Here is a 14,007-nt window from a genome sequence, read left to right on the forward strand (position 1 = left end):
ATCTGCGGCACCTCGGAAACCCGTCTCCGTAGCTGGAGTTTTCCGTCTGTTTATTGCAGACGTTACAGATGAAAGGAGACCAGTTAGATGCGTGTTTCTTACGACTGGCTCAAGACCATGATCGATATTCCGGAGGATCCCAAGACCCTTTCGGACGAATATATCCGTACCGGCACCGAGGTCGAGGCGATCGACACCGTGGGCGAGTCCTTCGACCACGTGGTGACCGCCAAGGTGCTTACCAAGACCCCGCACCCCGATAGCGACCATATGTATGTGTGCTCGGTCGATGTGGGAGACAAGAATCTCGACGCCGACGGCAACCCCGCTCCGCTGCAGATCGTCTGCGGCGCGCAGAACTTCGAGGCCGGCGACCACATCGTCACGGCCATGATCGGCGCCGTGCTTCCCGGCGACGTCAAGATCAAGAAGAGCAAGCTTCGCGGCGTCGTGTCCATGGGCATGAACTGCTCCGCGCGCGAGCTCGGCCTGGGTGGCGACCACTCCGGCATCATGATCCTGCCCGAGGATACGCCCTGCGGCATGCCGTTTGCCGAGTACGTGGGCTCGAGTGATACCGTGCTCGACTGCGAGATCACGCCCAACCGCCCCGACTGCCTGTCCATGATCGGCATGGCCCGCGAAACCGGTGCCATTTTCGATCGCGATTTCCACGTTGAGCTGCCCGCCATCAAGGCGGAGACCGGCCGCGCGACCGACGACGAGCTTTCGGTCGAGATCGCCGACGAGGACCTGTGCGACCGCTATGTCGCCCGCATCGTGCGCAACGTGAAGGTCGGCCCCTCGCCCGACTGGATGGTCAAGCGTCTTAACGCTCTGGGCGTGCGTCCGCACAACAACATCGTCGACATCACCAACTACGTGATGATGCTCACCGGTCAGCCGCTGCACGCTTTTGACCTGGACACCTTTGCCGAGCGCGAGGGCAGGCGCCGCGTGGTGGTTCGCGCCGCCCAGCAGGACGAGAAATTTACGACCCTCGACGGCGAGGAGCGCACGCTCGACGCCGGCATGGGCCTCATTACCGACGGCGAGCGCCCCGTGGCGCTGGCCGGCGTTATGGGCGGCATGGATTCCGAGATCGAGGACGACACCGTCGACGTGATGCTCGAGAGCGCCTGCTTCGACGCCGGCCGTACCTCGCACACCAGCCGCGACCTGTCGTTGATCTCCGACGCCTCCATCCGCTTTGAGCGCCAGGTCGATGAGACCGGCTGCGTGGATGTGGCCAATGTTGCCTGCGCGCTCATCGAGGAGATCGCCGGCGGCGAGGTCGCTCCCGGCTACGTAGATGTGTTCCCCGCGCCCAAGACCATCGACAGCATAAAGCTGCGCCTGGCCCGCGTGCACGCCATCTGCGGCGCCGACATCGAGCCCGATTTTATCGAGCGCTCGCTCACCCGCCTGGGCTGCACCGTCGAGCGCGACGGCGAGGACTTTATGGTTACCCCGCCGAGCTTCCGCCCCGACCTGCCGCGCGAAATCGACCTGATCGAGGAGGTCCTGCGCCTGTGGGGCATGGGCCGCGTGACGGCGACCATCCCGGCTGCCAAGAACCACATCGGTGGCCTGACCCGCGAGCAGAAGCTCACCCGCAAGGTCGGCGAGATCCTGCGCGCCTGCGGCCTCAACGAGACCACGACCTTTGGCTTTGCCGCGCCGGGCGACCTGGAGAAGATCGGCATGTCCACCGAGGGCCGCGGCTGCCCCGTGGTACTTATGAACCCGCTGGTGGCCGAGCAGACCGAGATGCGCCGCTCGCTGCTGCCGGGCCTGCTGCAGTCTGTGGCCTATAACGAGGCCCATGGCACGCCCAACGTGCACCTGTACGAGGTCGGCAGCCTGTTCCACGGCCGCGAGAACGCCAGCCTGCCCAAGGAGACTAAGTCCGTGGCGGGCGTGCTCTCGGGCCAGTGGAGCGAGCAGTCTTGGAACATGAAGTACCGCAAGCTGCGTTTCTTCTTTGGCAAGGGCATTGTCGAGGAGTTGCTCGCCCAGCTGCGCATCGAGAAGGTTCGCTTCCGTCCCGTCGAGGGCGAGGGCTATGCCTTCTTGCAGCCGGGCCGTGCCGCCGAGGTTCTGTCTGGCGGCACCGTGCTGGGCTGGGTCGGCGAGATCCACCCCGAGGCGCGCGAAGCCATGGGTATCGACGAGGTCGTCGTTGCCTTTGAGCTCGACCTGGACAAGCTGATCAAGGGCGCCCGCAACCAGGAGAACTACCGCGAGTTCTCGCAGTACCCGGCTGTTGAGCACGATCTTGCTATCGTGGTCGACAACTCCGTGACTTGCGAGGACCTTGAGCGCCGCATTACCAGCGCCGGCGGCAAGCTGCTCGAGGGTGTGCGTCTGTTCGACGTCTACCGCGATCCGGTCCGCGTGGGCGTGGGCAAGAAGTCCATGGCCTTTGCGCTTACGTATCGCTCCGACGACCACACGCTTACCAGCGAAGAGGTCGAAAAAGCGCACCAGAAGATCGTCACCAAGGTGTGCAAGGGCGTAAACGGCGAGGTCCGCGGCTAGGTCCTGCACTGGGGTATGGGTCAGCGGTGGCTGCTGCCGAGCCTTACGTGACTGCTATCCTCGGTATAAGGCACTGCTGAGCCTGCATATATGACACGCGCATTGCATAACGGCGTGCTGCTTTGTCGGCAGTGCGCCGTTTTGCTATGATAGACAGCGGCGTGTTACGAATCTGACAATACGTAACACTGGCAAGGTGATTTAAGCGGCGTTGTAATTCTGTGCGCCGATAACCGGGAGGCGTACATGCACATTCCAGATAATTATCTGTCCCCGCAGACCGATGCCGTCATGGCAGTGGTGATGGTCCCTGTGTGGGTTCGCTGCATCAAAAAGGTGCGCGCCACGCTCGACCGCGAGCATATGGCGTTTCTGGGTATCTGCGCCGCGTTCTCCTTCTTGCTCATGATGTTCAATGTGCCGCTGCCCGGCGGTACCACGGGTCACGCCGTCGGCGGTGCGCTCATCGCGCTGCTGCTGGGCCCGGAGGCCGCGGCCATCGCGGTTTCGGTCGCGCTGGCGCTGCAGGCGCTGCTGTTTGGCGACGGCGGCATCCTGTCCTTTGGCGCCAACTGCTTTAACATGGCCTTCGTGCTGCCGTTTGCCGCCGCTATCGTGTTCCGTGCGCTCAACAGCCGTTTGCACGACAAGAGCTGGGGCACCTCGGTTTCGGCCGTCGTAAGCGGTTGGGTCGGCCTGTGCCTGGCGGCCCTGTGCACGGCGATCGAGTTTGGTATTCAGCCGATGTTCTTTACCAACGCTTCGGGCGCTCCGCTGTACTGCCCCTTCCCGCTCTCTATTGCCATTCCGGCCATGATGATTCCGCACATGTTGGTAGCCGGCGTGGTCGAGGGCGTGGCGACGGCCGCCATCTACGGTTTCATTAAGAAGACGGCGCCGAGCGTTATCGTCGGGCCCGAGGCCGCCGATGGCCAGCTTGCTGCCGAGGGCGCTGCTGCCAAGAAGACCTCGCTGGTCCCCACGCTCATCCTGGTCGCCGTGCTTGTCGTGGCCACGCCGCTCGGCTTGCTTGCCACGGGTGACGCCTGGGGCGAGTGGGACGCCGATGGCGCCGCGACCGCCGTTCAGGAGGCTGGTGACGACAGTCTGCAGACTTCGGTCGGTCTCGATACCCCGACCTTTGCCGATGCCCTGCCCACGGGCGATTATCTGCAGGCCTATTCCGAGGAGCAGGGCCTTGGCTTTGCCGGCCAGGCCGCGATGTATATTCTTTCGGGCGTGATTGGCGTGGCGGTGCTCACCATCGCCTTTCGCCTAGTCTCGCTGACGGTCAAGGAAAGCGGAGCCCATGGCGACGGTCGAGCTGCCTAGCTGGCTTGCGGCCGAGCAGCGTTATGAGCCCGCGGGGGCTCGGCATCGTGTGATGCAAAAGAATGTCCTGCACCTGGCGAGCCTGCTTGAGCGGGTTCGTCTAGGCGGCGGCGCACATAAGGGCGGGTCGATTATCGACCGCGCCCTTTCTTCCGTTTCGGCGCCAGTGCGTTTGGTGGGGATGTTCGTCTGCGTCCTGTGCGTATGCCTGACGCAGAGCCCGCTGTACTTGATGCTGATGACAGCGATCGCGTTGGTGCTCGTTGCGGTGCGCCCCGTACGCGGGCTGCGCGCGACCTTTGTGCCGGCGTTGGCTGCAGCGGGGTTTACCGTGGTTTTGGCGCTGCCGGCCCTGCTGCTGGGTGCTTCTGCCACGGGCGCCATGCTCAAGATTGCGCTCAAGACCTTTGTTAATGTGTCATTGGTGTTGGGCGTTTCGTGGACGCTTACCTGGAGTCGCATGTCGGCGGCGCTTAAGATGCTGCACCTGCCCGACGAGGTTATCTTTACGTTTGATATGGCGCTCAAACACATCGAGGTGCTGGGACGCACGGCGCACGACCTGTGCGAATCGGTCATGCTTCGCAGTGTGGGCCGCGCGCCTGCAGGATTTTCGCGTACCGATTCGATCGCGGGTATCATGGGCATGACCTTTATCAAGGCGATGGAATGCAGCCGCGCGATGGACGAGGCTATGCTTTGCCGCGGTTTTGCCGGCGCATATCCGGCGCCTGCACGGAACGGATTTGGCTGGCACGACGCGGTCTATGCGGCCGTTGTGGTGCTGCTCGCCGTGTTGTGCGCGGTGCTGTAGCGCGGGCGGTCAAGCCGTCGATGTGAATAGGGAAGGGCGACGTTTTGGCAAACGATACAAATGGTGCGATGGGTGCGAGCGGTGCTGCCGGCGCCAAGGCCACGCCGCTCATCGAGTTTCGCAACGTGGTGTTTTCCTATGCGGGCCATACGGTGGTCGATAGCGTGTCGCTGCAGGTTAATCGCGGTGAGCTGGTTGCGCTGCTTGGACCCAACGGCTGCGGCAAGACGACGATCATGCGGCTTATCAACGGGCTTGAGCTTGCGGATGCGGGTACGTACCTGTTTGATGGACATGTGGTCGATGCGGCATATCTCAAGGATTCCGCGACGGCCCAGCGGTTCCATCAGCACGTGGGCTTCGTGTTCCAAAACGCCGATGCACAGCTCTTTTGCGCCACGGTCGGCGAGGAGGTCGCGTTTGGCCCGGCTCAAATGGGGCTTTCGGCGGACGAGCTTGGGCGCCGCGTCCGTGATGCCATGGAGCTGTTTCAGGTTGCCGATCTGGTCGATGCCTCGCCCTATCAGCTTTCGGGCGGGCAAAAGAAGCGTGTGGCGCTGGCTGCCGTCGTGTCGATGAACCCCGATATTCTGGTGCTCGACGAGCCTACCAACGGACTTGACGAGGACTCTTGCGACATCGTGGTCAACTTTCTACTGGCCTATGTTGCTGCCGGTAAGACGGTCTTGATGAGCACGCATCATCAGGATTTAGTACGACGTCTTGGGGCCCGTGCGATTTATATCGATCGATATCACCACGTGGTCGAGGCTCCCGTGCCGTCATATGGAACCGAAAACGGTGCAGCAGAATAGTTGCCGCATAGTGGGGTTGCGGCCGCGCACGTGACTTGCTGCGAATGGTATAGTTATCCGGGTTTTTACGGGGGTAGCTATGCCAAGCTGGAATATTCATATCGCTCAGACGGAACGACTTCTGGCGCGTGCCGGCGCGCTTGCCGATAACGTGCGCGACCGCAATGCCTTTTTGTTTGGCAGCGTGGTTCCGGACATTTTTGTGGGGTACATGGTTCCCGGTATTGCCGACCCCATCCCGTATCGCATCACGCACTTTGCCAAGCCCGAGCCCATTCCTAAGCCACGCGAGCATGAGTTTTGGGACACCTATGTCGCGCCTTTGCTTAAAGGTGCGCCGGCGGGTGCGCCGGCTGCAGCGACCTCGATTGGCGAAGAGCGTGAAAGGCTCAATCGGGTGCACTATCCGCAGCGCTACAAAGACGCCGAGCCGGTTGACGGCCCCGGCGCCGCCGAGTTTTCGCTCGCGCCCGATGACGTAGCGCAGTCGCTGCTCGATTTGACGCTGGGCGTTTGGTCGCATCTGGTGGCCGATACCGTGTGGAACACGCGAGTGAACCAATATCTCGAGGCGCGCGGCGGCAAGCCGTGCGAGGAGTTCCGCATTAAGAAGCAGGGAGACTTTGACTGGTTTGGCAAGACGCTCGGCATCGTTTCTATCCCGCGTGCGACCGATCGCCTCTATACCGCGGCGGCCCAGTTTGGTCAGTATTCGATTCCACAAGAGTATGTGCTCAAGACCATTGGCGTTATGCACGAGATTGTGCGCGAAAACCCCGGCGATCCGGATCATCCGCCGTACCGTCTGCTGACCGAAGGGTTCTTTGACGCAACGTTTACCGAGGTCGTCGAGCTAACCGAGGCGGGTTTTGCCGCCCGCGTTGCCGCTTCTGACGTCCCCGCAGTCCCTCTGATCGCTAGCTGCTAGCCGGCTGACTTCGCGGTGAACAGTTCATCCCAATTGACCAATAGCTCCCGCCGAAGGGTTTCTGCGGCAGTGAGTTCCAGCTTAGATTTTGGAACGTAAGGGAGCCCCGCCTTTTTATGAATTAGCTCGGCGATGCTGTTAAAGCTCTTCGTGTCCTTGATTTGATCATAGGTTATCTGGATAGCGTCATAGCCCATGCTTGTGAGGGCGGTGGTGCGCTCGGCATCGGAGAGGCTCGCGGCTTCGCTGTCATGGGCGGAGCGGCCTTGGCATTCCAGAATGACGCCCATGCTGTCGGTGCTGCTCTCTATGAGGATATCGGCGTAGCAGCAGGTTTTGTCATACAGTGAGCGCGCGGCGTCGCTGAGTGGGATGCGCACGTTGTTTGCGATATTGATGCCCATGCCGCCCTCGTTGCGGGGGAGCGAGACAAGCATGGAGGTCTGTACTTCGAAGGGCGAGGCGGTCTGTCCCGTCATGTGCTCGGCCGCCCAGCGCAGTTGTTTAACGCCGCGCAGGCCTGCGGCCTGCTTGGCGAACGCGGCGATATCCGCTGCGGAAAGAAGCGGCGTGCGCTTCCACAAGTTGGTGTCATTGCCCTTGGTGTCGACAACACGTTTCCAACCACAGTCGGGCGGAATGAGCTTAAGCGAAATTGCTTCATCGAGCTGCTGCTGCGCCCGTTTACAAGGCGTGAACACTGCAAAGGAGCCGCACATCTCGTAGCAAGCCATGAGTAACTGGTTGCGTGAGACCTGCGTAGCAAGGTTGAGCAGCGTAAACTCGGGCGACGTGACATCAAATCCATGCTCAGTCTGCCTAAACGACCCAGGAGGCGGCTCTTGGGTTAGCAGACGGCTATGAAATAGCTTTCCGTTCGCGCGCTGTTTTCTTTCGCCCACGAATCTCCAGACTGGTGTGCCGAGCAAGTCTTTAAATACTGGTTGTTTTGAGTAATGCACCAAGCGATGGTCATGGTCGGGCGGCAGGATTGCCGGATAGAGTCCCAGTATCTGGGGCGGTATGCGATAGTACTGAAAAGCCGTGGGTCCGCAGGCAAGAAATGACATAGCGATCCGATCGTTTGAGCGTAGTTTGGGCTAGAAAAGCTATCGGTTTCGGAAGTGCGGGGAAAAAGACAAACAGGTCAACCACAAGCGGTATTTAAGCCAACTTTATCAGGGGTTTTGTTGAAATAAAAGGGCTTGTGCTCGGGGGTAGGCAATTTTTCCCCGCACTTCCGAAAACGTGGTCGATTTAGACCTTGCTAAAACGATTTATCAGCCCTGTGTGAGGTGTGGGTTTGCCACCGGGCGAACACTTTTAGCGCTTGGGGCTTTATTTTTTGGGCCTCGGAGGGCGGATTTCGCGCTTTTGGTAAAGAAATGGGTGCGTGTCATGCCGTGCGGTAGGCATCGGCGCACAGAAAAAGGGCCCGGAAGGCAAAGCCTTCCGGGCCCTTTGCAATGCAAATGTGCTTGCAAGTGCGATTTAGCGCACCTGAGCGACGTAGGCGACGTTGGTCGAGGAGACCTTGTCCTCAAGCTGGACGCTCATACGGGGATCGCCGGCGGTAGCGACGGTCAAATCACCGGTCTCGACGTAGCCGAGCTCCTTAGCGGTCTCGATCGCCTTGACGATCGTGCCGTTGACGGTGCCCTGGGTAATCTCGGCCTGGTGCGGGATAACGCCCCAGTACATGATCATCTGCTGGACGGCCCACTCGTGGCGGGAGAACGCGCAGATCGGCATGTTGGGACGGAAGTGCGAGATCAGGCGAGCGGTACGACCGGTGGTCGTCGGCACGGTGATGCACTTGGCGCCAACGGTGGTGGCCATGTTCACAGCGGACATACCCACAACGTTGTTGACGACGCGGGTGCCGTGAGCATCGGCCGGAACCTCGAGCGGAGCGTGGGCCGGGAGGTACTTCTCGGTCTCGAGAGCGATGCTGGCCTGCATCTTGACGGCCTCGACCGGGTACTTACCGGCAGCGGACTCGCCGGACAGCATGACGGCGTCGGTACCGTCGTAAATGGCGTTAGCAACGTCGGCAACCTCGGCGCGCGTCGGGCGCGGGTTCTGCTGCATGGAGTCGAGCATCTGCGTAGCGGTGATAACGGGCTTGTAGGCCGCGTTGCACTTGGCGATGATCTCCTTCTGGATGTGCGGAACGAGCTCGGGCTTGATCTCGATGCCCAGGTCGCCACGGGCGACCATGATGCCGTCGGAAGCCTCGAGGATCTCATCGAAGTTCTCGACGCCCAGGGCGCACTCGATCTTCGGGAAGATCGTCACGTGCTCGCCGCCGTTCTCGCGGCAAAGCTCACGGATGCCGCGGACAGACTCGCCGTCACGGATGAAGGAAGCGGCGATGTAGTCGATGTTCTCGGTCAGGCCAAAGAGGATGTCCTGACGATCGCGCTCGGTGATGGCGGGCAGCGAGATGTTGACGTTGGGCATGTTGACGCCCTTGCGCTCGCCGATCAGGCCGTCGTTCTTGACGACGCAGGTCATGTCCTGGCCGTCGACGGACTCGACCTCGAGAGCAACCAGGCCGTCATCGATCAGGATGAGGGAGCCCTTCTCGACCTCGGAGGGCAGAGCCAGGTAGTCGAGGGAGATGTGCTCAGCGGTGCCGTGGAAATCCTCGGACGTGGGCTGAGCGGTGACGACGATCTTGTCGCCGGTCTTGACGGCAACCTTCTTGCCGTCGACCAGAAGACCGGTGCGGACCTCGGGGCCCTTGGTGTCGAGCAGGATGCCGACGGGCATACCGAGCTCCTTGGAAATACGACGGACGCGCTCGATGCGACCGTGGTGCTCGTCGTAGGAGCCGTGCGAGAAGTTAAAACGGGCGACGTTCATGCCCGCCTTGATCATCTCGCGGATGGTCTCGTCGCTATCGCAGGCGGGACCCATGGTGCATACAATCTTAGTGCGCTTGTACATTCAGACCTCCATCTGACATCGTCTTGCGCTGATAGATAAACCATAAGAAATAAAACTGAGTTGATTATAACGAAATACCGGCCGAATACCCCAAAAAATCGACCGTATGCCGAATTAGAAGTTCATTTTTTACGGGAAAAACGGTATATGAAAAAACTTTACCAACCGCTCTAACCGCTGCTATCTGGGCGATATTTTAGTTTGGCGACGCGCCTAAGAAAAAACGTTTTATCAGTATTGAGCATCACACGGTCCGCATCGTTGCATACGGACCATATTTCCAAATGGATTGTTTTGGCTAGACGCGTCGCTTTGGGGTACCATAGCTCCACTATCAACTGCCGCTCAGCACGGCAGCCTTGATGAGCCCTTGCCCTTCTCCTGGGAATTATGATCGGGCATCAATCTGCTGAGTGGCCCGAATCCCAGGAGGGGACTCTATATGCAAAAGGAATACCTGTCCGCCGCGGCGGAGGTGCTCAGCGACCAAGGTGTCGATGAGAACCTCGGCCTGAGCAACGACGAGGCGTCGTCGCGCCTCGCCAAGACAGGCCCTAACAAGCTTGAGGAAGCCGAGAAGACGCCGCTGTGGAAGCGTTTCTTTGAGCAGATGGCCGACCCCATGGTCATCATGTTGATCGTTGCCGCCGTTATCAGCGCGCTCACGGGCATGGTTAAGGGCGAGGCGGACTTTGCCGATGTCGCCATCATCATGTTCGTCGTTATCGTCAACTCGGTGCTGGGCGTGGTCCAGGAAGCCAAGAGCGAGGAGGCCCTCGAGGCCCTTCAGGAGATGAGCGCGGCGCAGTCCAAGGTTCTACGCGACGGCAAACTCGTGCACCTGCCGAGCGCCGAGCTCGTACCCGGTGACGTGATCATGCTCGAGGCGGGCGACTCCGTCCCGGCCGACTGCCGCGTGCTCGAGAGCGCCACGATGAAAATCGAAGAGGCCGCGCTCACCGGCGAGTCCGTGCCGGTCGAGAAGCACGCCAATGTGATCGAGCTTGCCGCGGGCACCGATGACGTGCCGCTCGGCGACCGCAAGAACATGTGCTACATGGGCTCCACCGTCGTGTACGGCCGTGGCCGCGCCGTCGTGGTCGGCACCGGCATGGATACCGAGATGGGCAAGATCGCCGGTGCCCTGGCCGAGGCCAAGGAAGAGCTCACGCCGCTGCAGGTGAAGCTCGCCGAGCTCAGCCGTATCCTCACCATTATGGTGATCGTCATCTGCGTCGTGATCTTTGGCGTCGACATCGTCCGCCACGGCGTGGGCAACGTCCTTACCGACCCGACTGCCCTGCTCGACACCTTTATGGTCGCCGTCTCGCTCGCCGTCGCTGCCATCCCCGAGGGCCTGGTCGCCGTCGTGACCATCGTGCTGTCGCTTGGCGTGACCAAGATGGCCAAGCGCCAGGCAATTATCCGCAAGCTCTCTGCCGTCGAGACTCTCGGCTGCACGCAGACCATCTGCTCCGACAAGACCGGTACCCTTACCCAAAACAAGATGACCGTCGTCAAGCACGAGCTCGCTGCGCCTAAGGAGAAGTTCCTGGCAGGTATGGCGCTGTGCTCCGATGCCCAGTGGGACGAGGAACTGGGCGAGGCCGTGGGCGAGCCGACCGAGTGCGCGCTCGTCAACGATGCCGGAAAGGCGGGCCTCACTGGTCTGACTGCCGAGCACCCGCGCGTGGGCGAGGCCCCGTTTGACTCGGGCCGCAAGATGATGTCCGTGGTCGTTGAGACCCTGGACGGCGAGTACGAGCAATACACCAAGGGCGCGCCCGACGTGGTGATCGGCCTGTGCACCCACATCTACGAGGGCGATAAGGTCGTCCCCCTGACCGAGGAGCGTCGTGCCGAGCTCGTGGCCGCCAACAAGGCCATGGCCGACGAGGCCCTGCGCGTGCTGGCGCTGGCAAGCCGCACCTACACCGAGGTCCCAAGCGACTGCAGCCCCGCCGCGCTCGAGCACGACCTGGTCTTCTGCGGCCTGTCCGGCATGATTGACCCGGTCCGCCCCGAGGTCGCCGACGCCATCCGCGAGGCCCACGATGCCGGTATCCGCACCGTCATGATCACGGGCGACCACATCGACACCGCCGTGGCCATTGCCAAGCAGCTGGGTATCGTCACCGATCGCAGCCATGCCATCACCGGTGCCGACCTCGATCGCATGAGCGACGAGGAGCTCGACGCGCACATCGAGGACTACGGCGTGTACGCCCGCGTCCAGCCCGAGCACAAGACCCGTATCGTCGAGGCTTGGAAGTCGCGCGACCAGATCGTGGCCATGACGGGTGACGGCGTCAACGACGCCCCGTCCATCAAGCGCGCCGACATCGGCGTCGGCATGGGCATCACCGGTACCGACGTTACCAAGAACGTTGCCGACATGGTGCTTGCCGACGACAACTTCGCCACCATCATCGGTGCCTGCGAAGAGGGCCGTCGCATCTACGACAACATCCGCAAGGTCATCCAGTTCCTGCTTTCGGCCAACCTTGCCGAGGTGTTCTCGGTGTTTATCGCCACGCTCATCGGCTTTACCATCTTCCAGCCGGTGCAGCTGCTGTGGGTGAACCTGGTCACCGACTGCTTCCCCGCGCTCGCGCTGGGCATGGAGGATGCCGAGGGCGACATCATGAAGCGCAAGCCGCGCAACGCCAAGGACGGCGTCTTTGCCGGCAATATGGGCCTGGACTGCGTGGTCCAGGGCTTGATCATTGCCGCGCTGGTGCTGGCGAGCTTCTTTGTGGGCGTGTACTTTGACATGGGCTACATCCACATCTCCGATATGATCGCCGGCGTCGCCGACGAGGAAGGCGTGATGATGGCCTTCATCACGCTCAACATGGTCGAGATCTTCCACTGCTTTAACATGCGCAGCCGCCGCACGTCGCTGTTTAAGATGAAGAAGCAGAACAAGTGGCTGTGGGCCTCTGCCGCGCTGGCGCTGGTGCTGACGGTGATCGTAACCGTGCAGCCGACGCTTGCCGAGATGTTCTTTGGCCCCGTGACGCTTGAGCTCAAGGGCGTTATCGCCGCGCTGGGCCTTGCCTTCCTGATCATTCCGCTGATGGAGATCTACAAGGCGATCATGCGCGCAGTCGAGAAAGAGTAGGTCGAAAGGCCATCCTTCCCACCGGCCCGACCGCCTGCGGGGTTTCTTCTTCGCTGGTCCTCGCGCTTCGCGCTGCGGGATCGTTCGGGAGAAAGGGCTTCCGGGGCGGGCCCTGCGGTATCCTTGCTGGCTTTTCTCCCGCGCGGATGATAAAGGGCTGAGGGAAAGTATGTGAGCTGGTCGGGCTTTGCCCGGCCAGCTCTTTTTGATTTAAAATACCTGCTCAGTTGTGATTTGTGGTGCTGGGAGGCGCTTGTGGGTAAAGCTAGGGCTAAGGCGAAGAAAAAGACGACGGGGGCGCGAGCCAAGCGTGATCGTCGTCGGAAGCTTGCGACCGAAGCCCCCGCGTCTGCCGAGGAGCTGCTGGCGAGCGTGCCGGGACTCGATGCGCTGCAGGATGTTCCGGCGTTTGGCGATCTGCCGGTCGCCGCGGCTCAGCAGGCAGCATTTGACGATTTTTGCGCCCAAGCCGAGGAGCCCGAGCAGATGCAGCTGGGTGCCGTGGTGCGCTTAGATCGCGGGTTTCCGCTGGTGGCGACGGCCGACGATACCTTTCGTGCCGAGCATGCCGTGGGGTTTGCCAAGTCGCGCGGCGAGGACGAGGTGCTGCTGCCGGCTGTGGGTGACCGCGTGGCGGTGCGTCGTGCACCCGGGCACGACATGGGCGTAATCGAATGCGTCCTGCCGCGACGCACGAGTTTTGAGCGTTGGCGTGGCCGCGCCCGCGGCGAGCGTCAGGTGCTTTGTTCCAACGTGGATAGCGTGCTGATCGTGCAGGCACTTGGCGCCGGCGAGGTGCTGCTCGACCGCGTGGCGCGCTCGCTGGTTTTGGCGCTCGACTGCGATGCCGAGCCGGTGGTGGTGCTTACCAAGGCCGACCGCTGCGAGGCCGCGGAACTCGAGCGCGATCTGGATCGCGTGCGCCGTCTGGTGGGCCCGGACGTGCGCGTGATCGTGACGTCCTCTGCCGAAGGCCGTGGTTTGGATGAGGTGCGCGCCTGTGTTCCGGCGGGAACGTGCGCCATGATCCTGGGTGAGTCGGGGGCCGGAAAGTCGACGCTGCTCAATGCGCTGCTGGGCCACGATGCGCTGGCTACCGGTGGTGTGCGCGAGCGCGACGACCAAGGCCGCCATACCACGGTCGCGCGCGTGATGGTGGCGCTGCCGGGCGATGCCGGCGTCATTGCCGACGCTCCGGGCCTGCGCAGTTTGCCACTCGTTGGTCACGAGCGGGGCCTAGCGCGTGCCTTCCCCGAGATCGTCGAGGCGTCGCGTGCGTGTCGGTTTGGCGACTGCACGCATACCCACGAACCGGGCTGCGCCGTTCGCGAGGCCGCCGATGCCGGGCAGATCGATGGCCTGCGCCTGGAAACGTTCCAAAACTTGGCGTCATCCATGCGTGTGAGTGCCCAAATGCTCGATCCCGATGTCCATCTGTAATTGAATTTATCTATGACAGCCGTCTTCCAACTGTGCGGGAGGCGGCTTTTTTACTGGCGAT

General features: G+C 61.7%; 9 protein-coding genes. 7 read left to right on the top strand and 2 right to left on the bottom strand.

Annotated features, from left to right (window positions below; translation table 11 throughout):
* Positions 1-87 precede the first annotated feature (87 nt).
* The 5 genes from pheT (at position 88) to ACTQXI_RS06340 (ending at position 6,430) form a co-directional block, all read left to right on the top strand.
* Positions 88-2,541, top strand: a complete 2,454-nt coding sequence (gene pheT, locus ACTQXI_RS06320) for a phenylalanine--tRNA ligase subunit beta (protein WP_441048995.1) — start codon at positions 88-90, stop codon at positions 2,539-2,541.
* A 246-nt stretch (positions 2,542-2,787) separates the two neighbouring features.
* Entirely contained in the window at positions 2,788-3,873 is a 1,086-nt protein-coding gene (gene cbiM / locus ACTQXI_RS06325; RefSeq protein WP_441048994.1) for a cobalt transporter CbiM, read from the top strand.
* Positions 3,851-4,687 carry an energy-coupling factor transporter transmembrane component T family protein gene (locus ACTQXI_RS06330; RefSeq protein ID WP_441548427.1) on the top strand — a complete coding sequence of 279 codons (837 nt, stop codon included), beginning with the start codon at positions 3,851-3,853 and terminating at the stop codon, positions 4,685-4,687. Before cbiM ends, ACTQXI_RS06330 begins: the two co-directional genes overlap by 23 nt.
* A 44-nt stretch (positions 4,688-4,731) precedes the next feature.
* Positions 4,732-5,502: an energy-coupling factor ABC transporter ATP-binding protein gene (locus ACTQXI_RS06335; RefSeq protein WP_441048992.1), complete on the top strand. Its 771-nt coding sequence runs from the start codon at positions 4,732-4,734 to the stop codon at positions 5,500-5,502.
* A gap of 79 nt (positions 5,503-5,581) precedes the next feature.
* Positions 5,582-6,430, top strand: a complete 849-nt coding sequence (locus ACTQXI_RS06340; protein ID WP_441048991.1) for a hypothetical protein — start codon at positions 5,582-5,584, stop codon at positions 6,428-6,430.
* Here the strand turns inward: ACTQXI_RS06340 and ACTQXI_RS06345 are convergent.
* Together ACTQXI_RS06345 and pyk are read right to left on the bottom strand one after the other, a co-directional pair.
* Positions 6,427-7,500, bottom strand: a complete 1,074-nt coding sequence (locus tag ACTQXI_RS06345) for a hypothetical protein (RefSeq protein ID WP_427795924.1) — start codon at positions 7,498-7,500, stop codon at positions 6,427-6,429. The two genes, ACTQXI_RS06340 and ACTQXI_RS06345, sit on opposite strands and share 4 nt — an antisense overlap.
* Positions 7,501-7,921: 421 nt before the next feature.
* Positions 7,922-9,382, bottom strand: a complete 1,461-nt coding sequence (gene pyk, locus ACTQXI_RS06350) for a pyruvate kinase (RefSeq protein ID WP_346964805.1) — start codon at positions 9,380-9,382, stop codon at positions 7,922-7,924.
* Positions 9,383-9,824: 442 nt separating this feature from the next.
* On the opposite strand from pyk, the gene ACTQXI_RS06355 reads away from it, so the two are divergent.
* Together ACTQXI_RS06355 and rsgA are read left to right on the top strand one after the other, a co-directional pair.
* Positions 9,825-12,506: a cation-translocating P-type ATPase gene (locus tag ACTQXI_RS06355; RefSeq protein WP_427728430.1), complete on the top strand. Its 2,682-nt coding sequence runs from the start codon at positions 9,825-9,827 to the stop codon at positions 12,504-12,506.
* A gap of 486 nt (positions 12,507-12,992) precedes the next feature.
* Positions 12,993-13,946 (top strand): ribosome small subunit-dependent GTPase A, encoded by a 954-nt coding sequence (gene rsgA, locus ACTQXI_RS06360; protein ID WP_427795936.1) that lies wholly within the window; start codon positions 12,993-12,995, stop codon positions 13,944-13,946.
* Positions 13,947-14,007: the final 61 nt, after the last annotated feature.

This window comes from Collinsella sp. LCP19S3_C9 (genome assembly GCF_052121575.1).
In the GTDB taxonomy this organism is placed as follows: Bacteria; Actinomycetota; Coriobacteriia; order Coriobacteriales; family Coriobacteriaceae; genus Collinsella.